This window comes from Streptomyces sp. NBC_00237 (assembly GCF_026342435.1).
GTDB lineage: Bacteria > Actinomycetota > Actinomycetes > Streptomycetales > Streptomycetaceae > Streptomyces.
Genome location: NZ_JAPEMT010000002.1, coordinates 1,769,196 through 1,793,886, shown reverse-complemented (window position 1 = coordinate 1,793,886; position 24,691 = coordinate 1,769,196). Strand labels below are relative to the sequence as shown.

Sequence of the window (24,691 nt, the reverse complement as noted above, 5' to 3'; positions counted from 1 at the left end):
GACGCCCCCAGGGGTGGATCAGGAGTGCGTCCACGTTCCGATCCTGCCCACGGCGAACTTGGTGATCAGTTCGCCGGAGAGCTTGACGGCCTCGTCGAAGGTCAGCTTCGCCTTGCTCCAGTCGCGGGCGGACACGGCATCGAAGAGCGCTTCGAACTTCACCTTCAGGGCGGTCTTGGCGGCGGCGACGTCGCTGTCCGGCCGGGTCGTGTCCGGCTGGGTCGTGTCCGGCTGGGTCGTGCCGGGTGTCGTCGTGCCGGGTGTCGTCGGGTCGGGTTCGGTCGCACCCTGGATCGGGGCGTTGACGGAGGCGTGGTCCTCGCCGCTCGCCGTGACGCCCGGGCTGTCGCCGGTGGTGGACGGCTCCGGGTCCACGGGCGCGGTGGGCGGTGACACGACGATGGTGGGCACCGGCGTCCCCGGTACCGGTACCGGCTCCGGGTCGGCGGTCGCCGCCGTGAGGCTCGCCAGTGCGGTGGCCAGCGCGGCCTCCACCGCCGGGCGTGCGGAGGGCCGTTCCGCGACGGGCCCGGCGACCAGGCCGCGGGCGGCCTCGGTCAGTGCGGTCAGGTCCTGCTGGGCCGCACGCTGCTGCGGCGTCATGGGTACGACGGGCGAGGAGGCCGCGGGGAGGCGGCCCTCGTGGGCGGGGGCGGCGACGGCGGCACCGGCCGTGCCGAGGATCAGCGCCCCGCAGAGAGAGGTGGCGAGGGCGAGGGCGGCGGTCCTGTTCAGTGCCATGACGGCGGGTTTCCTTCCGGAGGGGGAGTGTCACGTCGGGGAGGGCCGATCGGCCTCGTCGTCCACCCTCGAATCACGCGGCACGCTCCGCAACGCGACGAGTGCGGAACGTCGCCATTCGGGTGCACTCTGCGGGTCCGGTACGGCCCGGCGATAGGCTCGGACCCCAGTACAGGGGCGGGTGGCAGGGCGAGAAGGGGACGGTCCGTGGAGATTCCGGAGACGACGGGGCAGTACGGGGAGCCGGAACAGCCCGGCCCCCACGGCGGCACCCCGGACGCCGACAACCAGTACGCGGTCCCCGGAGGCAACGGGTGGCCCGTCAACGAGCTCGAAGAGGTCCTCGCCGCCTCCCTCGGCAACCCCGGCGCGGGCCCGCGTCTCGTGGAGGTGCTCGGGCGCTCGCAGGTGTGGATCCCGCTGCCGAACGGGGGCGGCCCCGACCAGGGACCGCTGGATCTGCCGACCGTCGAGGTCGACGGGCAGGCGTACGTCCCGGTCTTCAGCTCCGAGCAGCAGTTCTTCGGCTGCGTCGGCGGCGGGATGGGCTTCGCCGTCGCCCCGGCCGTGGAGTTCGCCCGTGGCCTCCCGCCGCAGTTGGGCATCGTCGTGAACCAGGGCGGCGCCGTGGGCGTGCCGCTGCCGCCGCCCGCCGTCGCCGAGCTCTGCCGCACCGGCCGCACCCCGCTGGACGGGACCGCGACCGGCGGTCGGGTGCGGCTCTTCGAGCCGGACTGGCAGGAGGAGCCGGTCGACTTCCTGGCCGCCGCCGCGGGCGAGTTCCAGCAGAGCGGTGTCGTCGTCACCGCCCGCCGCGCGCTGGCGAGCGTGGAGGGCGACGCCCCGCAACTGTTCGTGGGCGTACAGCTGTCCTCGTGGGAGGGGCCCGACCGCAACGCGCCGATGGACGCGCTGGGGCGGGCGCTGGGCCGGGAGTCCGTGCCGTGGCCGGTGCAGCTGCTGCTGCTCGATCTGGCGCAGGACCCGGTGGCCGACTGGATGCTGGAGCAGATCCGGCCGTTCTACACGCGCGAGCACTGAGGCTCCGTACGCGCGAGCACTGAGGTTCCGTACACGCGGGCGCGGAGGTTCCGTACGCGTGGGCGCGGAGGCTGCCGGTGTGCGAGGGCCGAGGCCCGGCGGGCCAGGGGAGCCAAGACTTCCCGCCCGACACCGGTTCGGTGTCAGCGGTGCCGCTTAAGCTGGTTTGATGACCTCGCCACGCGGGGGCGGTTCGTTCGAGCGCGACCAGCGTCGACACGGTGGATCGAAGAGGGGCGGGACCCAGGGTGAGCGCGTCAGGCACCGCGGCGGCCGGACAGGTCGAGCACATGCTGCGCCAGGTGACCCCGGGGCGGTACGACGCGTACGAGGCGCTGCTGAACGCCCTGGCGGACGGCCGGCTGTGGATGCTGCTCTGGCACGGCACCGCCGGGTCCCCCGACGCCCAGTACGGGAACATGGAGGTCGAGGGCTTCGGCTACGCGCCCTGCGTGACCTCCGCCCAGGAGCTCGCCGCGAGCGGCTGGAACCGGGCGTACGAGGTGGGCACCGGCCGTGACCTGGCCCGCGCCCTCTACCCCGACCGCTGGGGGATCTGGCTCAACCCGCACGCCCCCGGCGGCGGCGTCGGCATCCCCTGGCTGGACCTGCGGCGCATCGCCACCGGTCTGGACCGGATGCCCGCCGGGCCTCTGCGGATGTCCGAGCCCACGCTGGAGATCCCGCAGTTCTACGCCCAGCTCGCGCAGAACGCCCACCGCACGTCCGCCGTACGCGCGCTCAGCCGCGCCTGGGTGCAGCCCGCGCTGGGAGCCCCGTACCTCGCCATCGGTCTCGACCTGTACGACACCAGCCGCCAGTCCGTCGAGGCGGTGCGGGCGATGATGCAGCAGTCCGTGGGCGTCGTCCCGGACGGGCTGCCGGTGTCCACGGTCGCGATGACCGACGAGCACGACCCGGTCGGCATGTGGCTGCGCGCCAACGCCCGCCCGTTCTACGACCGCGACGCGCACGCGCCGGCCCCGACCGGCGCTCCCGGGTACGGCTACCCGCCGTCGCGCGCGTACTGAGCCGGCCGCCCGCACCGTCCCACGCACATCTCTGCCCATAAGACCCCTTAGGGGGTCAATCGGCATGCCCGTACGCGGACTTGGGCATGTCTGGATGCCGAGACGGTGTTGCGCGTACGCGAAAAGTGGGTGTGTCCCAATTTAGCGGTAGTGCACGGCAGTTGGGGGGTGCTGCGGGGCGATGCGCCCAATTGCCCACTGTTCGCCCGTCGTTCAGGCCCGTCCGGATACCGGAAAACCGCAGACAGCATCACGGTTGCGCATCCTTTGGCCGGGGGGTCTGGCGGGGCGGTGCACCCGCGTTGAAGACTCCCCGAATCAAGGGGCGTTCGCCCTGTGTTCGACAAGCAGCTTGGCCGCCACTAGCGGCAGCAAGGGCCGGTGACCGCTGGCCGAGAGGGGTCGCTACCACGATGACGGCACCACTTCACGACGCGCCCGCGGCGGAACCCGCAACGGCTGACGTCGCGGCCGGTGTACCGGCGAAGAAGATCGAGGGCCGCTCCCTGTGGGCCATCGCCTGGCTGCGGCTGAAGCGCGACAAGCTGGCACTCGCGGGCGGCATCATCGTCCTCGTGCTGGTGATCATCGCGCTTCTCGCACCAGTCATCTCCTCGCTGACCGGGCAGACGCCCGAGGCCCGCAACGAGAGCCTGATCGACCCGCTGTTCGGCACACCCATCGGGTCGTTCGGCGGGATGAGCGGCGAGCACTGGCTCGGCGTGGAGCCGACCAGTGGCCGCGACGTCTTCATCCGCATCGTCTACGGTGCCCGGGTCTCACTGATCGTCGGCTTCCTGGCGGCGGTCGTCGCCGTGGTCTTCGGCACTCTGTTCGGCACGCTGGCGGGCTACTTCGGCGGCTGGGTCGACACGGTCATCAGCCGCGTCATGGACATGCTGCTGGCCTTCCCGCAGCTGCTCTTCGTGATCTCGCTGATCTCCGTGATGCCGGGCTCCCTGTTCGGGCTCACGGGAAGCGGGCTGCGGCTGCTGGTGATGATCCTTGTCATCGGCTTCTTCGGCTGGCCCTACATCGGACGCATCGTCCGGGGTCAGGTGCTGTCGCTGCGCGAGCGCGAGTACGTCGAGGCGGCGCGCAGCCTGGGAGCGGGTCGCAGCTACATCGTGACCAAGGAGCTGCTGCCGAACCTGGTGGCACCGATCACCGTCTACACGACGCTGATGATCCCCACCAACATCCTCACCGAGGCGGCCCTGAGCTTCCTGGGCGTGGGCGTGAAGCCGCCCACGGCCTCCTGGGGTTCGATGCTCTCCGACGCGGTGCAGTACTACGAGTCCGACCCGATGTACATGATCGTTCCGGGTGTGGCCATCTTCCTCACGGTGCTCGCCTTCAACCTCTTCGGTGACGGCGTACGGGACGCGATCGACCCCAAGGGGTCCCGCTGAGCAGCACCTCACCCGCTTTCTTCATACGAGCCACAGCTGACCAGCCCTGGTCGCAAGGGCCGCATTACTCACGGAGGTTGCGAGACAGTGAAATCAACCGGCATGCGCATGGGGAGGGTCGCGGCGATCGCGACCGTCGCGGCCACCACGCTCCTGGTCACCACGGCCTGTAGCGGTGGCGGCGGCAAGGGCGGCAGCGGCGGCAGCGGCGGCAGCAGCAAGGGCGCGGGCTTCAACGCCGGCGTCGAGAAGATCGCGAACCCTTCCGACAAGAAGGGCGGGACGCTGAAGTTCGTCGGCGTCCAGGACGCCGACTCGTGGGACACCACGATGATGTACTACGGCTTCGCGTTCGACTTCGCGCGCTACTACAGCCGCACGCTCGTCAGCTACACCGCGGCCCCCGGCCAGAAGTCGATCGACCTCCAGCCGGACCTCGCCAAGGCCAAGGGCACGGTGAGCCCCGACGGCCTGACGTACACGTACGAGCTGAAGGACGGCATCAAGTGGGAGGACGGTAAGGAAATTACCTCCCAGGATGTCAAGTACGGCATCGAGCGCCAGTGGGCGCAGGAGGCGCTGTCCGGCGGTCCGGTCTACCTCCGCGACATCCTGGACCCGGAGAAGAAGTTCAAGGGCCCGTACAAGGACCCCAAGGGCATCGACGCCATCCAGACGCCCACGGACAAGAAGATCGTCTTCAAGCTCCCCAAGGCGAACGGCGACTTCGAGCAGATCCTCGCGATGGCGACCAACTCGCCGATCCGCAAGGACAAGGACACGAAGACCAAGTACGCCCTGAAGCCGTTCTCCTCGGGTCCGTACAAGTTCGACAGCTACTCCCCGGGCAAGGGCCTGAAGCTCTCGCGCAACACGAACTACGACCCGAAGACGGACGGCCTGCGCAAGGCGCTGCCGGACAACATCGAGGTCACCATCCTCACCAACGCCGACGAGCGCGACAAGCGCCTCATCAACGGCGACGCGGACCTGGACCTGAACCAGCGCGGCATGAACACCTCGGGCCGCACCACCGCGCTGAAGAAGCACAAGGAGAACCTCGACAACCCGCAGACCGGGTTCATCTCCTACGTGGCCATGCCGCAGAGCGTGAAGCCGTTCGACAACATCGAGTGCCGCAAGGCCGTCATCTACGGCACGGACCACAAGTCCGTGCAGAACGCGCGCGGCGGCCCGATCGCTGCCGGTGACATCGCGGTGAACATGCTGCCGCCGGTCATCCCCGGTTACGACGAGAAGGACGACCAGTACGGCCTGCGCGCCAACGGCGGCGCCGCCGACCCGGTCAAGGCCAAGGAAGCCCTGAAGAAGTGCGGCCAGGAGAAGGGCTTCAAGACCACTCTCGCCGTCCGCAACACCGACGAGTCCGACAAGAAGGCCGCCGAGGCCATCCAGGCGTCGCTCGGCAAGGTCGGCATCACGGTCGAGATCGACCAGTTCAACGGCAAGGAGGGGTCGTCGATCGTCGGCAACACCGCCAACGTCATCAAGAAGAACTACGGTCTGATCCTCTACGGCTGGGGCCCGGACTTCCCCTCCGGCCAGGGCTACGGCCTGCCGCTGTGGCACAGCGACTACATCCTTGAGAACGGCAACAACAACTACGCCCTGATCAAGGACAAGGCCATCGACGAGGGCTTCGCGAAGGCCATCGCCGAGCAGGACCCGACCAAGGCCGCCGCGCTCTACGGCGAGGTCAACAAGAAGGTCATGGAAGGCGCCTACTACCTTCCGCTGGTCAACATCAAGGCAGTCAACTGGCGTTCGCCCCGACTGACGAACGTCTACGCCTCCGACGCCTTCAGCGGCTGGTACGACTTCGCGCAGATCGGCGTCATGAAGTAGTAACGCGCCACCCACACGTACATCACCATCTGACGGCGTCACCCGCCGCTGGCACGAAGGGCAGGTGAAGGCAGCCGCCCCCACGAGGGGCGGCTGCCGAGCACAGTGCTGACATATCTGATCAGGCGGCTGTTCGCCGTCGCAGTGATGCTGATCGTCGTGATCCTCGCGGTCTTCAGCATCTTCTTCCTGATCCCGAAGTGGACCGGTCAGGACCCCGCACTCTTCTTCGTCGGAAAGCAGGCCGACGCGGCCGCCATCGAGGGCGTCCGCGAGAAGCTGGGACTCGGCGATCCGATCCTCTTGCAGGCATGGGAGTTCATCCGGGGCATCTTCGCCGGGCGGACCTACATCGGCGGCGGCGACGTCATCGAGTGCCCGGCACCCTGCTTCGGCTACTCCTTCAAGAGTCAGCAGGCGGTCTGGCCGGTGCTCCTCGACCGGCTGCCCGTCACCCTCTTCCTGGCGCTGGGCGCCGCCGTGGTCTGGCTGTTCATCGGCCTGACCGTGGGCGTCCTGTCCGCGCTCAAGCGAGGCACGATCTGGGACCGGGTGGCGATGTCCACCGCGCTCGCGGGCGTCTCCCTGCCGGTCTACTTCACCGGTCTGCTCTCGCTGGCGATCTTCGCCTATTCGCTGGGCTGGGTGAACAACGCGTTCACCGAGTTCGGCGAGGATCCGGCGGCGTGGTTCAGCGGCATGATCCTGCCCTGGATCAGCCTCGCCTTCCTCTTCGGCGCGATGTACGCCCGTATGACCAGGGCGTCCATGCTCGAAGTCATGGGCGAGGACTACATCCGTACCGCTCGCGCCAAGGGCCTCGGTGAGAAGACGGTCATCGGCAAGCACGCCATGCGCTCGACGATGACCCCCATCCTCACCCTGCTCGGCATCGACCTCGGTGCCCTGATGGGCGGCGCGATCCTCACCGAGACCACGTTCAGCCTGCCGGGCCTGGGCCAGGCGGTGCTGATCGCGATCACCGACAAGGACCTGCCGATCATCCTGGCGGTCACGCTCATCACCGCCAGTGCGGTGGTGCTCGCCAACCTCCTCGTGGACCTCCTGTACGCCGTGATCGACCCCCGTGTGAGGCTCACATGACAGACATGACCAAGACGGGGGCCGTGGGGGAGCCGGTGGCACAGACGCCGCCGTCCTCCGCCTTCCTCGACGTACGCGACCTGAAGGTCCACTTCCCGACCGACGACGGCCTGGTGAAGTCCGTCAACGGGCTCTCCTTCCAGCTGGAGAAGGGCAAGACCCTCGGCATCGTGGGCGAGTCCGGGTCCGGCAAGTCGGTGACCTCGCTCGGCATCATGGGGCTGCACACGGCGGGCCAGTACGGCCGCCGCAAGGCGCAGCTCAGCGGTGAGATCTGGCTCGACGGCAAGGAGCTGCTGAGCGCGGACCCCGAAGAGGTCCGGCGGCTGCGCGGCCGCGACATGGCGATGATCTTCCAGGACCCGCTGTCCGCGCTGCACCCGTACTTCACCATCGGGCACCAGATCGTGGAGGCGTACCGGATCCACCACGACGTGGACAAGAAGGTCGCGCGCAAGCGTGCCGTCGAGATGCTGGACCGGGTCGGCATTCCGGAGCCGAGCAAGCGGGTGGACAGCTACCCGCACGAGTTCTCCGGCGGCATGCGGCAGCGCGCGATGATCGCGATGTCGCTGGTCAACAACCCGTCGCTGCTGATCGCCGACGAGCCGACCACCGCACTCGACGTCACCGTGCAGGCGCAGATCCTCAGCCTGATCACCGACCTCCAGAAGGAGTTCGGCTCGGCGGTCATCATCATCACCCACGACCTCGGCGTGGTCGCCGAGCTCGCGGACGACATCGTGGTGATGTACGGCGGCCGGTGCATCGAGCGCGGTCCGGCCGAGAAGATCTTCTACGAGCCCCAGCACCCCTACACCTGGGGCCTGTTGGGATCGATGCCGCGCATCGACCGCGAGGACACCGAGCGGCTCATCCCGGTCAAGGGCTCCCCGCCCAGCCTCATCAACGTGCCGGACGGCTGCGCCTTCAACCCCCGCTGCCCGTACGCCGACAAGCCGGCCGACAACGCCAGCCGTACCGTCGTACCGGAACTCCGGGAGGTCGGCGGCAAGCACTTCTCGGCCTGCCACATGACCCAGGAACAGCGCACGCGGATCTGGACCGAAGAGATTGCGCCGAAGCTGTGAGCGGGACGGACGCGGTGAGTGAGACGGGTGCTGTGAGCGAGACAAAGGAATCCGCGATGACGGTGCCGAAGCAGAGCACGTCCTCTCCCGAGCCGCTGCTCAGGGTCTCCGGCCTGACCAAGCACTTCCCGATCCGCAAGGGTCTGCTCCAACGGCAGACCGGCGCGGTGCGGGCGGTGGACGGCCTGGACTTCGACGTGCGTCCCGGGGAGACCCTGGGCGTCGTGGGTGAGTCCGGCTGCGGCAAGTCGACCATGGGGCGCCTCATCACGCGCCTTCTGGAGCCGACCGGCGGGAAGATCGAGTTCCAGGGGCAGGACATCACGCACCTCGGCGTCGGCCAGATGCGTCCGCTGCGCCGCGACGTACAGATGATCTTCCAGGACCCGTACTCCTCGCTGAACCCGCGGCACACCATCGGCACCATCGTCAGCGCGCCCTTCCACCTCCAGGGCGTCAAGCCCGAGGGGGGGATCAAGGCCGAGGTGCAGCGCCTCCTTGAGGTCGTGGGGCTCAACCCCGAGCACTACAACCGCTATCCGCACGAGTTCTCCGGCGGCCAGCGCCAGCGCATCGGCATCGCCCGGGCGCTCGCGCTCAAGCCGAAGCTGGTCGTCGCGGACGAGCCGGTCTCGGCGCTGGACGTCTCCATCCAGGCCCAGGTGGTCAACCTGATGGAGGACCTCCAGGACGAGCTGGGTCTGACGTACGTGATCATCGCGCACGACCTGTCGGTCATCCGGCACGTCTCGGACCGGATCGCGGTGATGTACCTCGGCAAGATCGTCGAGCTGGCGGACCGCACGTCGCTGTACCGGGCGCCGATGCATCCGTACACCAAGGCGCTCATGTCGGCGGTGCCGGTGCCCGACCCGAAGCGGCGCGGCATGAAGAGCGAGCGCATCCTGCTCAAGGGCGACGTGCCGTCGCCGATCGCGCCGCCGAGCGGCTGCCGGTTCCACACCCGGTGCTGGAAGGCGACGGAGATCTGCAAGACGCAGGACCCGCCGCTGCTCGAACTGAAGGTGGGCCAGCAGGTGGCCTGCCACCACCCGGAGAACGCTCCGGACCAGGCTCCGGGCGAGACGGTCGTGGCCGAGGCGCGGGACGCGGTGCAGATCGTGGACGTTGCCAAGGACGCCTAGGCGCAAGGGAGTTGACGGGTTGGAATCCGGACGTACGAGTACGGTGAATCCGGACGTACGAGTACGGTGAATCCGTGCGTACGAGTGCGGTGAATCCGGACGTACGGGTTCCAACTGGTCGGTAGGGCACGACTTGGTAAAGTCATGTACATGCCCGTCGCTTCCGGGAACGGGAGAGTGCAGAGTCGGCGCGTCCGCCCCACACACCGTGGGGCGGGACAACGCGTTCGAAGGGAAGACTCATGGCACTCTCCCGTTCGGCACGTCTGGCGGCGATCGCACTCGCGACCTCCTCTTTCTGTCTGGTCGCGGTCGCGGCGGCCCCCGGCCCGAAACCCGGCTCGCCGGGCATCGGCGACCCGTACTTCCCCCACCTCGGCAACGGCGGCTTCGACATCCGCCACTACGACCTGGGGCTCGACTACGACCCCGGCACCGACCGCCTCGACGCCCGCGCCACCATCACCGCGAAGGCGCTGAAGAACCTCTCCTCCTTCCACCTGGACCTCCAGAAGCTCACGGTCTCCTCGGTCAAGGTCGACGGCAGACGCGCGGACTTCAGCCGCAAGGGCGACGACATCCGCATCACGCCCCGCCACTGGCTGGAGAAGGGCGACAGGTTCACCGTCGAGGTGGTGTACGGGGGAGTGCCCGAGCCGCTCTCCGGGCCGATCGTCTTCGGCTCCGACTACGGCTGGATGAAGACCGGCGACGGCGTCTTCGTCGCCTGCGAGCCGAACGCCGCCTCCACCTGGTTCCCCGGCAGCGACCACCCCTCCGACAAGGCCACCTTCGACATCCGCATCAAGGCCCCCAAGGGTCTGACGGGCGTCTCCAACGGGCGGCTGGTGTCGACGAAGACACAGGGCGACAAGACCACCCACCACTGGCGCACCGACACGCCGATGGCGACCTACCTGGCCACCGCCACCATCGGCAAGTTCGACGTCCAGAAGGGCGTCACCCCCGGCGGCACCCCGATCTACGTCGCGATCGACCCCGTACTGAAGAACGCCAGCAGCGTCGACGTGTACGGCCTGACCGCCGAGATCACCGACTACTGGTCGAAGCTCTTCGGCAAGTACCCCTTCGAGGAGACCGGCGCGATCGTCGACGACATGCCGCAGGCCGGATTCTCCCTGGAGACCCAGACCAAGCCGGTGTACTCGGCGATCCGCAGCGAGGGAACCATCGCGCACGAACTGGCCCACCAGTGGTTCGGCGACTCGGTCTCGCCCGAGGAGTGGGACGACATCTGGCTCAACGAGGGCTTCGCCACGTACAGCCAGTGGCTGTGGGAGGAGCACAAGGGCCGGGGCACAGCGCACGACCTGATGCGCGCCTCGTACAACGGGCGGCCCGCCGCGTCGCCCTTCTGGCAGACGGTGGTCGGCGACCCGCAGCGCGACACGATGTTCGCCTCCGCCGTCTACAACCGGGGCGCCATGACGCTCCAGGTGCTGCGCGAGAAGATCGGCGACAAGGCGTTCTTCACGCTGCTGCGGACGTGGGTCTCGGACTACAAGTACGCGAACGCCGAGACCAGCGAGTTCATCAAGTACGCGGAGCGGATCAGCGGGCAGCAGCTCGACGGGCTCTTCGACACCTGGCTCTTCACGAAGGGCAAGCCCGCGCTGTAGCGCTTCGGGCTTTCCGGGCCCTGCGTCGTGAGGTTCGGGCTCTCCCGGGCTCTGCGTCGTGAGGCCGTTCGGCGCCCGTACGTAGGTAACAATGTCGGGTGCTTCAGGAACTCTTCAGCCCCTCCGTCCAACACGTGCTCGACCTCGTCGGGATCTTCGTCTTCGCGATCTCCGGCGCTCTGCTCGCCGTCCGCAAGAACTTCGACGTCTTCGGCATGGCGGTTCTGGCGGAGGTCACGGCACTGGGCGGGGGGCTGTTCCGCGACCTCATCATCGGCGCGGTGCCGCCCGCCGCCTTCAGCGACCTGGGGTACTTCGTGACCCCGCTGATCGCGACGGCCCTGGTCTTCTTCCTGCACCCCGAGGTGGAGCGCATCCAGCTCGGGGTGAACGTCTTCGACGCGGCGGGCCTCGGCCTCTTCGCCGTCACCGGCACGGCGAAGGCGTACGACTACGGGCTCGGCCTGACCGCGTCCGCGACGCTGGGCCTGGCCTCGGCGGTCGGTGGCGGCGTCCTGCGCGACGTTCTCGCGAACGAGGTGCCGTCGCTGCTGCGCTGGGACCGGGACCTGTACGCGGTGCCCGCGATCGTGGGCGCGGCGATGGTGGCCCTGTGCATCCGCTTCGACGTGCTGAACCCGTACACGAGCGGGCTCGCGGTGGTGACGTCCTTCGGGCTGCGGCTGGCCGCGCTGAAGTTCCACTGGCGGGCGCCGAGGGCGTGGCACAGGTCGTCGGTGAAGGTGGACGCGCCGGATCAGGCGGGATAGCGGGACCGGCTCGCCGCTCGGGGCGGCTGCTGTACGGGGCTCGGGGCGGCTGCGGTACGGGGCTTCGGGGCGGCTGCCGCACGAGAAAAGCTACCGCTCAGTAATCGGGCGGTGTAGCGTGCCGGGCATGGCACAGATACCCACCGGTTCCCTCGGGGACAGCGAGTTCGACCGCGACACCGCAGTGGTGCGGCGCGAGCCGGGCGTGTACGACGCGGAGCTCTCCGCGGGCTGGACGATCATCAACGCCGTCAACGGCGGCTACCTCCTCGCCGTCATCGGCCGCGCCCTCGCCGACGCGCTCCCGCACCCGGACCCGTTCACGGTGTCCGCGCACTACTTCACGCCGTCCGTGCCCGGACCGGCCGTCATCCGTACGGATGTCGTACGGAGCGGGCGCACGCTCTCCTCCGGGCAGGCGTCCCTCTTCCAGTACGACGCGGAGGGCAACGAGGTCGAGCGCATCCGCGTCCTCGCCTCCTACGGCGACCTCGACGCCCTCACCGACGACGTCCGTACGACCGCCAAGCCGCCCGCCATTCCGCCGGTGGAGCACTGCTTCGGGGCGACCGACGGGCCCGCCCCGCCGATCCCCGGCTCCAACGCCATCGCCGACCGCCTCGACCTGCGGCTGGACCCGGCGACGGTCGGCTGGGCGCTCGGGGCGCCGTCGGGCAAGGGCGAGATGCGGGCCTGGTTCGGGCTCGCGGACGGCCGGGACGCGGACCCGCTGTCGCTGCTCCTGACGGTCGACGCGCTGCCCCCGACCAGCTTCGAGCTGGGGCTGAAGGGGTGGACGCCGACCGTCGAGCTGACCTGCCACGTGCGGTGCCGTCCGGCCCCGGGGCCGCTGCGGGTCTCCATCGTCACCCGCAACCTGGCGGGGGGCTTCCTGGAGGAGGACGCGGAGGTCTGGGACAGCGCGGACCGGCTGGTCGCCCAGTCGCGACAGCTGGCGCGGGCGCCGAGGGCGTAGGTTTCCGGATTTCCGGGCTTCCGTGTGCGCTGGTGTACGGGGTCGTCGGCCGCTGCTCGGTCAGCGGCGGCGGCCCCGTCCCGCGCTCCAGCCGGCGCCGATGCCCGCCACGTGCAGGGCCAGGAAGGCCAGGCCGAGCAGCATCAGGCTGGTCGGCATGAAGATCCTGTTCGCCGAGATCTCGGCCGCGTTGATGATGAACGCGATGACGAAGAGTGCGGCTCCCACGATTGCCAGCATCTGAACTCCCCTTGTGTGCTTGCCGGTTGACTGGCCCCGTGTCCCTCTTTGCGGCTTCCTCGCGGAACCTTCATGGGCCCCTTATGGATTCCTTATGCGCCGGGTGCCCCCGGGTGGGGCGGGCATGCGGTGGGAGGGTGGCCGTTGTGAAATCCGACCGGTTGCTGTCGATCCTGCTGCTGCTCCAGACCCGGGGGCTGGTCCGGGCCGCCGAACTGGCGGAGCGGCTGGAGGTGTCCGTACGCACCGTCCACCGCGACATCGAGGCGCTGTCGGCGGCGGGCGTGCCCGTGTACGCGGAGCGGGGGAGGCGGGGCGGGTTCGCGCTGCTGCCCGGGTACCGGACCGATGTCACCGGGCTCACCAGCGACGAGGCGCGCGCCCTGTTCGTCCTGGCCTCGCGGAGCACGCATGCGGATCTGGGGCTCGACCGGGCGCTGGGGACCGCGCTGCGGAAGGTGATGGCGGCGCTGCCGGAACCGCACCGGCCCGCCGCCGAGCTGACGAGCCGGCGGATCATCGTGGACCCGGTGCGGTGGCGGTCCTCCGCCGCTTCGGACGGGTCGGCCGGGGTCGACCTCGGGGTGCTGCACGAGGCGGTCTTCGCCGACCGGCGGGTGCGGCTGCGGTACCGGCACGCGGACTCTTCCGCGGTGCGGGCGTACACGGTGGATCCGTACGGGCTCGTGTCGAAGGCGGGGACCTGGTACCTGGTCGCCGACCACCGTGGTGTCCCTCGGCTCTACCGGGCCGACCGGGTGCGGGCGGCGGTCCTGCTGGACGATCCGGTGCGGCGGCGGGCGGGTGTGGAGCTGGCGGAGGTGTGGGAGGGGCTGCGGCAGGGGGTGGAGTCGCGGGAGTCAGGGGTGGTGCTGCGGGTGAGGGTGCGCAGGGAGCGGCTGGACATGTTCCTGCGGATCCACGGGGCGGATGTGGTGGAGGGGGCTTGTGGCTCCGCCGGGGAGTGGGCCGAGCTTTCGGTCGCGTACCCGGATCTGCGGTGGGTGCGGGGGCTGCTGGACTTCGGCGCGAGCCTGGAGGTGCTGGGTCCGCCGGAGGCCCGCGCGGAGCTCCTGCGCGCGGCCCGCGACGTGGTCACCCTCTATACCCCGGACCCCCCGTCCCCTTAGACCCTGCGGGGCTCCGGCCCCGCCCCGGCGCCGTCCCCCGCCCCCCTCCTCGTACAATCGGCCCACCATGGCTTACCTCGACCACGCCGCGACCACGCCCATGCTGCCCGAGGCGGTCGAGGCGATGACCGCCCAGTTGACCGTCACCGGCAACGCCTCCTCCCTGCACGCCGCCGGGCGGCGCGCCCGTCGTACCGTCGAAGAGGGGCGCGAAGCCTTCGCCGCGTCCCTCGGGGCGCGTCCCAGCGAGGTGGTGTTCACCGGGGGAGGCACCGAGGCCGACAACCTCGCCGTCAAGGGGTTGTACTGGGCCCGCCTGGCGGAGGATCCTCGCCGCACCCGCGTCCTGGCCAGTCCCGTCGAGCACCACGCGGTCCTCGACGCCGTCGACTGGCTGGCCACCCACGAGGGGGCGAACGTCGAGTACCTGGCCGTCGACGCGTACGGCCGGGTCCACCCCGACACCCTTCGCGAGGCCATCGCCCGTGACCCCGACGACGTCGCGCTGGCCACCGTCATGTGGGCGAACAACGAGATCGGCACCGTCATGCCGGTTCGTGAACTCGCCGATGTGGCAACGGAGTTCGGGGTTCCGCTGCATGCTGACGCCGTCCAGGCGTACGGGCAGCTCGACGTCGACTTCGCCGCCTCCGGGCTCGCCGCCATGACCGTGTCCGGCCACAAGGTCGGCGGGCCCTACGGCATCGGGGCGCTGCTGCTCGGCCGTCAGTACACCCCCGTCCCCGTGCTGCACGGCGGCGGCCAGGAGCGGCACGTGCGGTCCGGCACCCTCGACGTACCGGCCGTCGCCGCCTTCGCCGTCGCGGGCGTCCTCGCCGCCGAGCGGCGTGAAGACTTCGCCCGTACCATCGGCGGGCTGCGCGACGATCTGGTGAAGGCCGTTCTGGCCGCCGCCCCCGATGCGATCCTCGGCGGTGACCCGGCCCCGGGCGGCCGACTGCCCGCCAACGCGCACTTCACCTTCCCCGGCTGCGAGGGGGACTCGCTGCTCCTGCTGCTCGACGCCCAGGGCATCGAGTGCTCCACCGGCTCCGCCTGCACCGCGGGCGTCGCCCAGCCCTCGCACGTACTTCTCGCGACGGGTACCGACCCCGATCTGGCACGCGGAACCCTGCGTTTCAGCCTCGGGCACACCTCCACCGAGGCGGACGTCGCGGCGGTCGCCGCCGCGATCGGTCCGGCCGTGGAGCGGGCCCGCACGGCGGGCCTCAGCTGACCCCGCCCAGGGGCCGCGCGCTGCCCCCTCACCCTTCCTGACCTGCGAGTAAGTATCAGGACAGGAAGCGGAGGGTCACTCTGTTTTATGTAACCATCATCACGCTCAACCCTGATGGCCCACAATCGCTCTTTATAGTTGAGACCTCTGAAGTCCCTCAGAAGTCGCAGAAGTCACGCGCCGCGCGGTCGGGCCGCACGACGACCCATGGAGTTCACGTTGAAGGCGACCCTCCGTTCCCGCATCACCGCGCGGATCGGGCGCATGTACCTGGCCAGGATCCAGAAGCACGGCATCAGCTCATCGCTGCTCAACCGGCTTCCCGAGAACCTGCTCCTGCCCATGCGCCGAGACGGCCTCGACCCGGTGGCCAAGCTGTCCGCCAAGGCGGCCCAGTCCCCGATCTACCAGGTGCCCCTGCCCTTCGGCATGGACGCCTGGGTGGTGACCGGGTACGACGAGGTCAAGGAGGTCCTCGGCTCGACCGACGGCTTCAGCAGTGACTTCACCAACCTCGCGGGCAACGCCGGTGTCGAGGCGGAGCACAACCCCGGCGGCCTCGGCTTCGCGGACCCGCCGGTCCACACGCACCTGCGCCGCATCCTGACCCCCGAGTTCACCATGCGCCGCCTGCGCCGCCTCACCCCGCGCATCGAGACCCTCATCGAGGAGCAGCTCGACGCGATGGAGGCCGCGGGCGCGGCAGGCGGACCGGTCGACCTGGTGGCGAACTTCGCCCTGCCGATACCCTCCCTCACCATCTGCGAACTGCTCGGCGTCCCCTACGAGGACCGCCACGACTTCCAGCAGCTCGCCATGGAGCGCTTCGACCTGTTCAGCGGGGCCACCGCGCCCTTCGGTGCGATGTCCGAGTCGCTCTCGTACTTCCGCGACGTCGTCAAGAAGCAGCGGGAGAATCCGGGTGACGGCCTCATCGGCATGATCATCCGGGACCACGGCGACACCGTCGGCGACGAGGAGCTGGCCGGTCTCGCCGACGGAGTCCTCACCGGCGGCTTCGAGACCACCGCGAGCATGCTCGCCCTCGGCTCCCTGCTCCTCCTCCAGAACCCCGACGCCTTCGCTCGCCTGCGCGACGACGACGCGGCCGCCGCGCCCTTCGTCGAGGAGGCGCTGCGCTACCTCACCGTCGTGCAGGTCGCCTTCCCGCGCTTCGCACGCGCGGACATCGAGATAGCCGGCGTGCACATCCCCAAGGGCGACCTGGTGCTGTGCTCCCTGGCCGGCGGCAACCGCGACGCCTCGTACACCCCCGACAAGGGGGGCTTCGACCCGGACCGCAAGGCGTCGGGACACCTCGCCTTCGGATACGGCATCCACCGCTGCATCGGCGCGGAACTCGCACGGATGGAGCTGCGGGCGGCCTACCCGGCACTCGTGCGGCGCTTCCCGGAGATGAAGCTGGCGGTGCAGCCCGAGGACCTCGACTTCCGCAAGCTCTCGATCGTGTACGGAGTGGACTCGCTCCCGGTGCATTTGCGTTAGGTGCTCCGCACGGGGGTGGGCCTGGGGCGCTTCGCCTCCTCCCGGACCAGCTTCAGGTAGTGGTCCCAGTCCCAGTACGGGCCCGGGTCCGTGTGGTCCGTGCCCGGGATCTCGACGTGGCCCACGATGTGCTCGCGGTCGACCGGTATGCCGTACCGGGCACAGATCCCGGCGGCCAGCCGGGCGGACGACCGGTACATGACCTCCGTCAGGGTCCCCTTCCGGTGGGCGAACGCCTCGTGCTCGATGCCGATGCTGCGCTCGTTGAAGCCCCGGTTGCCCGCGTGGTACGCCACGTCCAGCTCCCGGGCCATCTGCGTGATCTTCCCGTCCCTGGCCCGGACCACGTAGTGCGCGGCGGCCGCGTGCAGCGGGTCGCGGAAGACCCGTATCGCCGTGTCGTAACTGCCCTCCGTGGTGTGGATCACGATCCGGTCGATCGAGTAGTCGGCGGGCCGGTCGGCCGTCCGCAGATTGCCCGCCGACGCCGCCACCCACTGCGCGCCCGGCTGGTCCACCACACCGTCCGTGCGCTGCTTGTCCACGCCCGGCATCTTCCACCACAGCCGGGACGCCTCGTCGCCCCACACCACGGCGGCGCCGGTCACCACCAGCCCCGTACCGATCAGGAAGCCGCGTCTGCTCGGCTTCTTCGCCGACGGCTTCGGCCTGGCCTTCTTGGATTTCCCGGCCATCACGACCCCCTGTCCCCCCTCGGCACCGTTCCTGCACTCCTAACGCTTGGGAGTCCCGGGATGGTTCCGACTACTCTGGAACAGCTATGACCGATACCCCGCGCCCCGCAGCCCCGCGCCCCCTCCGCGTCCTCGCCGCCATGTCCGGCGGCGTCGACTCCGCCGTCGCCGCCGCCCGAGCCGTCGAGGCCGGACACGACGTGACCGGAGTCCACCTCGCGCTCTCCGCCAACCCGCAGTCCTTCAGGACCGGCGCGCGCGGCTGTTGCACCATCGAGGACTCCCGGGACGCCCGCAGGGCCGCCGACGTCATCGGCATCCCGTTCTACGTGTGGGACCTCGCCGAGCGCTTCCGCGAGGACGTCGTCGAGGACTTCGTCGCCGAGTACGAGGCCGGGCGCACGCCCAATCCCTGCCTGCGCTGCAACGAGAAGATCAAGTTCGCGGCCCTCCTCGACAAGGCCCTCGCGCTGGGCTTCGACGCCGTGTGCACCGGCCACTACGCCACCGTCGTCCGGGGCGAGGACGGCACCCGCGAGCTGCACCGCGCCTCCGACATGGCCAAGGACCAGTCGTACGTCCTCGGAGTCCTCGACGAGAAGCAGCTCGCGCACGCGATGTTCCCGCTCGGCGACACCCTCACCACCAAGGAAGAGATCCGCGCCGAGGCCGAGCGCCGCGACCTGGCCGTCGCGAAGAAGCCCGACAGCCACGACATCTGCTTCATCGCCGACGGCGACACCCAGGGCTTCCTCGCCAACCGCCTCGGCGGCAAGGCCGAGGGCGACATCCTCGACGAGTCAGGTACGAAGCTGGGCACCCACGACGGCGCCTTCGGCTTCACCATCGGCCAGCGCAAGGGCCTGCGCATCGGCCACCCCGCCCCCGACGGCAAGCCGCGCTACGTCCTGGACATCTCCCCGGTCAACAACACCGTGACCGTCGGCCCTGCGGAAGCCCTCGACGTCACCGCCCTGACCGCCATCCGCCCCCGCTGGTGCGGCTCGAACCCGGCGGCCCCCGGCACGTACACCGCCCAGCTGCGCGCCCACGGCGGTGAGACCGAGGTGCACGCCGAGGTCGTCGAAGGCGAGCTGCACGTCACCTTCACCGAACCGGTGCGCGGCGTCGCACCCGGCCAGGCGATCGTGCTGTACGACGGCACGCGCGTGGTCGGCTCGGCGACCATCGCGACGACGTCGCGGCGCACCGAAGCGTCCGTCTGACCTCACCGCCCGCAGAGGTGCGCGCCCCACCCCCGTGGGAGCGCGCACCCGTCAGGCGGCGGTGAAGAACTCCTCCAGCACAGGTGCGAGTTTCCTGGGGTCGACGTCGTGCGTCTGCCGAGGCAGCGAGACGTGGCGGCCGTCGGGCACCGCCTCCGTGGTCCGGCGGGCCGCGTCCCGCATGACGCCGGGGCTGGCGTCCCCCGACACCACCAGCACCGGTTGCGTCAGGGCGCTCAGACGCTCCACCGGCACCGTTCCGTCACCCATCACGGCGTCGTCGTACGCCAGTGTCGGCGCGAGGGACTCGAAGGAGCGCCACACCGGTGCGCGCTTCATCTGCGCGACGAACTCCCTCGGCATCCCGACGACGGACAGGAACAGCTCCACCGCCTCGCCCCTGCGCTCCTCGTCCAGGAGTGTCTTCAGACGCTCCGTGTACGCGGCCTTCTCGGCGCGGGTGTCCGCCAGGACCGTGAACGGCGGCTCGTACACGGCGATGCGCGGCACGCTCAGTCCGGCCGCCGCAGCGCGCAGAACCAGAGCGCCGCCCGAGGACATCCCGTACAGGCAGGCGCTGCCGCCGACCTCCTCGATCAGCGCCGCCAGGTCCTCCACCTCGCGCGCCACCGCGTAGGGGACGGTGTCGCCGCTGCCGCCCCGGCCCCTGCGGTCGTACGTGACGACGCTGAAGCCCGGGGCGAGCAGGTTCGCGAGGGGGTCCTCCGCCGTACCCGTGCTGAAGGCGCCGCCCACCAGGATCAGCGGCGCGCCCTCGCCCTTGCGCTCGTACGCGAGAGGGGTGCCGTCACGCGAAATCACTTTGCTCATACCGACTTGGACTGCGGGCGCGCGCGGAACTCATCGCTCGGGGCGAGAAGTTCTTCGCGGAGTTTTTCGTGCGGTCCCACGCCCCCGTCGGCGCCGTCGGGCCCGGCGTTAGGTTGGGGGTCATGAACATCTGTGTCTTCCTCTCCGCGGCCGACCTCGACGAGCGCTACACCCGCCCCGCCCGGGAGTTCGCCGAACTCCTCGGCAAGGGCGGCCACACCCTGGTCTGGGGCGGTTCCGACGTCGGTCTGATGAAGGTCGTCGCCGACGGGGTCGAGCGGGCGGGCGGCAGGCTCGTCGGGGTGTCCGTCGAGTTTCTCCAGGCGAAGGCCCGCCCGCAGGCCGACGAGATGGTCGTCGCCAAGGACCTCGCCGAGCGCAAGGCCCTGCTCCTCGGCAAGTCCGACGCGATCGTGATCATGGTGGGCGGCACCGGAACGCTCGACGAGGCGACCGAGATCCTGGAGCTGAAGAAGCACGGATTGACGGACAAGCCGGTGGTGCTGCTCAACACAGAGGGTTTCTACGACGGGCTCAAGCAGCAGTTCCAGCGCATGGACGAAGAGGGCTTCCTGCCGGTGCCCCTCACTGACCTGGTCTTCTTCGCCGACGACGGGGTGGCGGCGCTCGCCTACCTGGAGGAGTCCGCCGGGGTCCAGTAGCCCCCGCAAGGGTGCGAGCATGGGGCGCATGGCTACTCATGTGATCACCGGGGCGGGGTCGGGCATCGGCGCCGCCGTCGCCCGCCGTCTGCACGAGCGCGGCGACGACGTCGTCCTCATGGCACGCGACGCGGGCCGCGCCAAGCAACTGGCCGCCCAGCTCCCCGGCGCGCGCACCCTCGTCGGCGACCTGTCCAACCCCGACCGGCTGTCCTGGGCGTTCTCGCACCAGGCGATGCCCGAGCGGGTGGACTCGCTGCTGCACATCGCCGGTGTCGTCGACCTCGGTGCGGTCGGCGACCTGGGCGTGCGCGCCTGGCACAGCCAGCTCAACACCAACCTGATCGCCCCCGCCGAGCTCACCCGGCTCTTCCTGCCGCAACTGCGGCTCGACAAGGGGCACGTGATCTTCGTGAACTCCGGCGCCGGGCTGAACGCGCACGCCGAGTGGGGCGCGTACGCGGCCAGCAAGCACGGTCTGAAGGCCCTGGCGGACTCCCTGCGGCACGAGGAGCACGCCAACGGGGTGCGGGTCACCTCGGTCTACCCCGGGCGCACCGCGAGCCCCATGCAGGAGAAGGTGCACTCGCAGGAGGGCACGGCGTACGACCCGTCGAAGTTCATCGCCCCGGAGTCCGTGGCCACCACGATCCTGATGGCGCTCGACCTGCCGCGCGACGCCGAGGTCAACGACCTGACGGTGCGGCCCGGACGATGAGCGACCAGGCTGCACAGAAGTGGTGGGGGCCCGCCACGGGCGTCGGCTCCATGCCCGGCGGCGACGCCCGGGAGACCGCCAGGACCGTCACCGGAAGCTTCGAGGACTTCCCGTACCTCGCCGAGCTGCCCGCGCGCGGGCCCGGCGCGGACATGATCGGCCGCACGGCCGGAATGCTCGCCGAGATGTACGTCCACCTGGAGCCCAGCGGGTGGCGCTTCAGCGACCGGCCGGGCCGCGACACCCGGCGGGCCCGCTCCTGGCTGGGCGAGGACCTGGACGCCCTGGAGGAGTTCACCCAGGGGTACCAGGGGCCGGTCAAGGTGCAGGCGGTGGGGCCGTGGACGCTCGCCGCAGCCCTCGAACTGCGCGGCGGCGAGGCATCGCTCGGCGACCCCGGCGCCTGCCGCGACCTGGCCTCCTCGCTCGCCGAAGGGCTGCGCGGGCACCTCGCGGAGGTCCGGCGGCGCATCCCCGGGGGGCAGATCGTCCTCCAGCTCGACGAGCCCTCGCTCATCGCCGTACTGCGCGGGCAGGTCAGGTCCGCCAGCGGCTACCGCACCTACCGGGCCCCCGACCGGCAGGTCGTGGAGGGCGCCCTGCGCGACGTGCTCGCCGTCCACGACGGGCCGACCGTCGTGCACTCCTGCGCCCCCGACGTCCCGTTCGCGCTGCTGCGCAGGGCGGGCGTGGACGGGATCTCCTTCGACTTCACACTGCTCACCGAGCGTGACGACGACGCGATCGGCGAGGCGGTCGAGGGCGGCACCAAACTCTTCGCGGGCGTCGTGGCGAGCGTGGAAGGACCATTGTCAGACCCGGGCGGTAGCGTCATGGGTGTCAGGCAGTTGTGGCGCAGGCTGGGGCTGAATCCCGGACTTCTGTACGAGTCCGTGGTGGTCACTCCGACGTGCGGGCTGGCCGGGGCTTCCCCGGCGTACGCCCGTGCGGCGCTCGCCCACAGCGGCCGGGCGGCACGGTCGCTCGCGGACAACCCAGAGTGACGAGTAGTCCCCTCACGGGGCCAACGGGAGGATGAAGACGGTGGCTGGCGAACAGCACGCAGCGGTACCCGCAGAGGCACGGGAGAAGCACGCGCGGCTCGCTGAGCAGATCGAGGAGCACCGCTTCCGGTACTACGTCAACGACCAACCGGTCGTCAGCGACGCCGAGTTCGACAAGCAGCTCCGCTCCCTCCAGGCGCTGGAGGAGGAGTACTCCGAGCTGCGCACGCCCGACTCGCCGACCCAGAAGGTCGCCGGGGCGTACGAGACGGAGTTCACCTCCGTCCAGCACCGCGAGCGGATGCTCTCCCTCGACAACGCCTTCGACGACGAGGAGCTCGCCGCCTGGGCCGAGCGCCTCGCGGGTGAGCTCAGCGGCATCGAGTACCACCTGCTGTGCGAGCTCAAGGTCGACGGCCTCGCCGTCAACCTGACGTACGAGAAGGGCAGGCTGACCCGCGCCGCGACCCGGGGCGACGGGCGTACGGGCGAGGACATCACGCCCAACGTGCGGACGATCGCGCAGATCCCGCAGACCCTGAAGGGCGACCGCGTTCCGGATCTGGTCGAGATCCGGGGCGAGGTCTACATCCCGATGGAGGAGTTCGGCGAGCTGAACGCCCGGCTGGCGGAAGCCGAGCGCGTGGCGAAGGCCGAGGGCAAAGCGGTCAAGGAGAAGCCCTTCGCCAACCCGCGCAACGCGGCGGCCGGTTCGCTGCGCCAGAAGGACCCCAGGGTCAGCGCGAGCCGACCGCTGCGAATGGTCGTGCACGGCATCGGCGCCCGCGAGGGCCTCGACATCGCCCGTCTCTCCGAGGCGTACGAACTGCTGGGGGAGTGGGGTCTGCCCACCGCGCAGGCGAACCGGGTGGTCGACGATCTCGACGGCGTACGGGAGTTCATCGCCCACATCGGCAAGAACCGGCACTCCGTCGCCGAGCACGAGATCGACGGCGTCGTGATCAAGCTCGACGAGATCCCGCTCCAGGGACGCCTCGGCTCCACCTCGCGCGCCCCGCGCTGGGCGATCGCCTGGAAGTTCCCGCCGGAGGAGGTCAACTCCAAGCTGATCAACATCCGGGTCGGCGTCGGCCGCACCGGCCGCGTCACTCCGTACGCCCAGGTCGAGCCGGTGACGGTGGCCGGTTCGGAGGTCGAGTTCGCGACGCTCCACAACCAGGAGGTCGTGAAGAAGAAGGGCGTCCTGATCGGCGACACCGTCGTGCTGCGCAAGGCGGGCGACGTGATCCCGGAGATCCTCGGCCCGGTGGCCGACCTGCGGGACGGCACCGAGCGCGAGTTCGTGATGCCCGCCGAGTGCCCCGAGTGCGGGACGGCGCTGCGCCCGATGAAGGAGGGCGACATCGACCTGCGCTGTCCCAACGCGCAGACCTGCCCCGCCCAGTTGCGCGAGCGCCTCTTCTACCTCGCCGGCCGCAAGAGCCTCGACATCGAGAACTTCGGCCTGGTCGCCGCGGGAGCGCTGACCAAGCCCCTGGAACCGAGCGAGCCGCCGCTGCTCGACGAGGGCGACCTCTTCGACCTCACCATCGAACAGCTGCTGCCCATCAAGGCGTACGTCCTGGACGCCGACTCCGGCCTGCCCAAGAAGGACCCGAAGACCGGCGAGGACAAGACCGCCACCCCCTTCACCAACAAGGAGGGCGAACCCCGCAAGAATGCCCTCGCCATGCTGGAGAACATCAAGGCCGCGAAGGAGATGCCGCTCGCCCGCATCCTCACCGGGCTCTCCGTCCGGCACGTGGGCCCCGTCGCCGCCGAGGCGCTGGCCCGCGAGTTCCGGTCGATCGAGAAGATCGAGCAGGCCACCGAGGAAGAGCTGGCGGGGGTCGACGGGGTCGGCGGGATCATCGCCGCCTCGCTCAAGGAGTGGTTCGCGGTCGACTGGCACCAGGAGATCCTCCGCAAGTGGCGGGCCGCCGGGGTCCGGATGGAGGAGGAGGGGGCGGACGAGGAGCAGGGGCCGCGTCCGCTGGAGGGGCTGACCGTCGTCGTCACCGGAACGCTGGAGAACCACACCCGGGATGGCGCGAAAGAGTCCCTACAGAACCTCGGAGCGAAAGTGACCGGTTCCGTTTCGAAGAAGACCTCCTTCGTCGTGGTCGGGGACAGCCCGGGTTCGAAGTACGACAAGGCGATGCAGCTGAAGGTGCCGGTCCTCAACGAGGAAGGATTCGGGGTCCTTCTCGCAGAAGGGCCGGAAGCCGCACGTGAAGCTGCGGTTCCGGTCGTGCAGTAACGGGAAGAACAGCGGCCGGAGGGCCACCCGTTCGGCGCATACCAGACGTCGCCGGGTGGCCGGGTCGCATTCGGGCAACAGCGGGCTACCGCTGCCCGGGAGAGCCTGCTGCGGCCTACTGTGGGGAGGTGCGCCTGTCGTGCACGGCTGTGGAACCGCTTGCCGCCTTCGGGGTGTCTGCACACTCTGAAGGGACGCCCGAAGGGCCGAGGGAAGTGGGACAGCGGCCGTGATGGCATGACAACGGGGCCATCTCGCGTGACACGGGCACAGCCGGCTGTGAGAGGGACGGAATGAAACCGACCGAGAGTGCCGATTCGGCCTCCCGGCTGCGCGGTCTGGCCGGGCTGGCCGGACTGTTCGGC

Annotated in this window: 22 protein-coding genes; 18 read left to right on the top strand and 4 right to left on the bottom strand. The window is 70.0% G+C overall.

Annotated elements, in window-relative coordinates; all coding sequences use genetic code 11:
• Positions 1-18: 18 nt before the first annotated feature.
• A complete protein-coding gene (locus tag OG897_RS21745) occupies positions 19-741 on the bottom strand; it encodes a hypothetical protein (protein ID WP_266658862.1) in 723 nt (240 codons plus the stop codon).
• A 207-nt stretch (positions 742-948) separates the two neighbouring features.
• Here OG897_RS21745 and OG897_RS21740 point away from each other — a divergent pair, with 207 nt between their 5' ends.
• The 10 genes from OG897_RS21740 (at position 949) to OG897_RS21695 (ending at position 12,817) form a co-directional block, all read left to right on the top strand.
• On the top strand, positions 949-1,782 hold the full coding sequence (locus OG897_RS21740; RefSeq protein ID WP_266658861.1) for an enhanced serine sensitivity protein SseB: 834 nt from the start codon (positions 949-951) through the stop codon (positions 1,780-1,782).
• Between the two features lie 248 nt (positions 1,783-2,030).
• Positions 2,031-2,813 (top strand): enhanced serine sensitivity protein SseB C-terminal domain-containing protein, encoded by a 783-nt coding sequence (locus OG897_RS21735; RefSeq protein ID WP_266658860.1) that lies wholly within the window; start codon positions 2,031-2,033, stop codon positions 2,811-2,813.
• Between the two features lie 413 nt (positions 2,814-3,226).
• Complete coding sequence (locus OG897_RS21730) at positions 3,227-4,225, top strand: ABC transporter permease (protein ID WP_266658859.1); 999 nt, start codon at positions 3,227-3,229, stop codon at positions 4,223-4,225.
• Positions 4,226-4,327: 102 nt separating this feature from the next.
• Entirely contained in the window at positions 4,328-6,091 is a 1,764-nt protein-coding gene (locus OG897_RS21725) for an ABC transporter substrate-binding protein (protein ID WP_266658858.1), read from the top strand.
• A gap of 105 nt (positions 6,092-6,196) precedes the next feature.
• On the top strand, positions 6,197-7,195 hold the full coding sequence (locus OG897_RS21720) for an ABC transporter permease (RefSeq protein WP_266658857.1): 999 nt from the start codon (positions 6,197-6,199) through the stop codon (positions 7,193-7,195).
• The gene (locus OG897_RS21715; RefSeq protein ID WP_266658856.1) at positions 7,192-8,286 is read left to right on the top strand and encodes an ABC transporter ATP-binding protein; all 1,095 of its coding nucleotides are present in this window, start codon (positions 7,192-7,194) and stop codon (positions 8,284-8,286) included. The genes OG897_RS21720 and OG897_RS21715 overlap by 4 nt, the downstream gene beginning before the upstream one ends.
• 56 nt (positions 8,287-8,342) lie before the next feature.
• Positions 8,343-9,431 carry an ABC transporter ATP-binding protein gene (locus OG897_RS21710; RefSeq protein WP_266658855.1) on the top strand — a complete coding sequence of 363 codons (1,089 nt, stop codon included), beginning with the start codon at positions 8,343-8,345 and terminating at the stop codon, positions 9,429-9,431.
• A gap of 242 nt (positions 9,432-9,673) precedes the next feature.
• Complete coding sequence (locus tag OG897_RS21705) at positions 9,674-11,071, top strand: M1 family metallopeptidase (RefSeq protein ID WP_266658854.1); 1,398 nt, start codon at positions 9,674-9,676, stop codon at positions 11,069-11,071.
• Positions 11,072-11,169: 98 nt separating this feature from the next.
• A complete protein-coding gene (locus tag OG897_RS21700) occupies positions 11,170-11,841 on the top strand; it encodes a trimeric intracellular cation channel family protein (RefSeq protein ID WP_266658853.1) in 672 nt (223 codons plus the stop codon).
• A gap of 127 nt (positions 11,842-11,968) precedes the next feature.
• The gene (locus OG897_RS21695) at positions 11,969-12,817 is read left to right on the top strand and encodes a thioesterase family protein (RefSeq protein ID WP_266658852.1); all 849 of its coding nucleotides are present in this window, start codon (positions 11,969-11,971) and stop codon (positions 12,815-12,817) included.
• Between the two features lie 60 nt (positions 12,818-12,877).
• Here OG897_RS21695 and OG897_RS21690 read toward each other — a convergent pair whose 3' ends face one another.
• Positions 12,878-13,057 (bottom strand): hypothetical protein, encoded by a 180-nt coding sequence (locus OG897_RS21690; protein WP_266658851.1) that lies wholly within the window; start codon positions 13,055-13,057, stop codon positions 12,878-12,880.
• A 146-nt stretch (positions 13,058-13,203) separates the two neighbouring features.
• Here OG897_RS21690 and OG897_RS21685 point away from each other — a divergent pair, with 146 nt between their 5' ends.
• From OG897_RS21685 to OG897_RS21675, 3 genes are all read left to right on the top strand, one after another.
• Positions 13,204-14,187 carry a YafY family protein gene (locus OG897_RS21685; protein ID WP_266660389.1) on the top strand — a complete coding sequence of 328 codons (984 nt, stop codon included), beginning with the start codon at positions 13,204-13,206 and terminating at the stop codon, positions 14,185-14,187.
• Between the two features lie 67 nt (positions 14,188-14,254).
• Positions 14,255-15,424: a cysteine desulfurase family protein gene (locus tag OG897_RS21680; protein ID WP_266658850.1), complete on the top strand. Its 1,170-nt coding sequence runs from the start codon at positions 14,255-14,257 to the stop codon at positions 15,422-15,424.
• A gap of 264 nt (positions 15,425-15,688) precedes the next feature.
• Positions 15,689-16,930, top strand: coding sequence for a cytochrome P450 (locus tag OG897_RS21675; RefSeq protein ID WP_266660387.1), 1,242 nt, complete (start codon positions 15,689-15,691; stop codon positions 16,928-16,930).
• Here OG897_RS21675 and OG897_RS21670 read toward each other — a convergent pair.
• Positions 16,927-17,625: an N-acetylmuramoyl-L-alanine amidase gene (locus OG897_RS21670; protein ID WP_266658849.1), complete on the bottom strand. Its 699-nt coding sequence runs from the start codon at positions 17,623-17,625 to the stop codon at positions 16,927-16,929. The two genes, OG897_RS21675 and OG897_RS21670, sit on opposite strands and share 4 nt — an antisense overlap.
• 86 nt (positions 17,626-17,711) lie before the next feature.
• Here OG897_RS21670 and mnmA point away from each other — a divergent pair, with 86 nt between their 5' ends.
• Positions 17,712-18,851, top strand: a complete 1,140-nt coding sequence (gene mnmA, locus OG897_RS21665) for a tRNA 2-thiouridine(34) synthase MnmA (protein ID WP_266658848.1) — start codon at positions 17,712-17,714, stop codon at positions 18,849-18,851.
• A 51-nt stretch (positions 18,852-18,902) separates the two neighbouring features.
• Here mnmA and OG897_RS21660 read toward each other — a convergent pair whose 3' ends face one another.
• A complete protein-coding gene (locus OG897_RS21660; protein WP_266658847.1) occupies positions 18,903-19,682 on the bottom strand; it encodes an alpha/beta fold hydrolase in 780 nt (259 codons plus the stop codon).
• 122 nt (positions 19,683-19,804) lie between these two features.
• Here OG897_RS21660 and OG897_RS21655 point away from each other — a divergent pair, with 122 nt between their 5' ends.
• The 4 genes from OG897_RS21655 to ligA are packed head-to-tail and all read left to right on the top strand — an operon-like array spanning position 19,805 to position 24,326.
• Positions 19,805-20,344 (top strand): TIGR00730 family Rossman fold protein, encoded by a 540-nt coding sequence (locus OG897_RS21655; RefSeq protein ID WP_266658846.1) that lies wholly within the window; start codon positions 19,805-19,807, stop codon positions 20,342-20,344.
• A gap of 19 nt (positions 20,345-20,363) precedes the next feature.
• Positions 20,364-21,062, top strand: a complete 699-nt coding sequence (locus OG897_RS21650; RefSeq protein WP_266658845.1) for an SDR family oxidoreductase — start codon at positions 20,364-20,366, stop codon at positions 21,060-21,062.
• Positions 21,059-22,066, top strand: coding sequence for a methionine synthase (locus OG897_RS21645; protein ID WP_266658844.1), 1,008 nt, complete (start codon positions 21,059-21,061; stop codon positions 22,064-22,066). The genes OG897_RS21650 and OG897_RS21645 overlap by 4 nt, the downstream gene beginning before the upstream one ends.
• A 40-nt stretch (positions 22,067-22,106) precedes the next feature.
• Positions 22,107-24,326: an NAD-dependent DNA ligase LigA gene (gene ligA / locus OG897_RS21640; RefSeq protein ID WP_266658843.1), complete on the top strand. Its 2,220-nt coding sequence runs from the start codon at positions 22,107-22,109 to the stop codon at positions 24,324-24,326.
• Positions 24,327-24,691 lie beyond the last annotated feature (365 nt).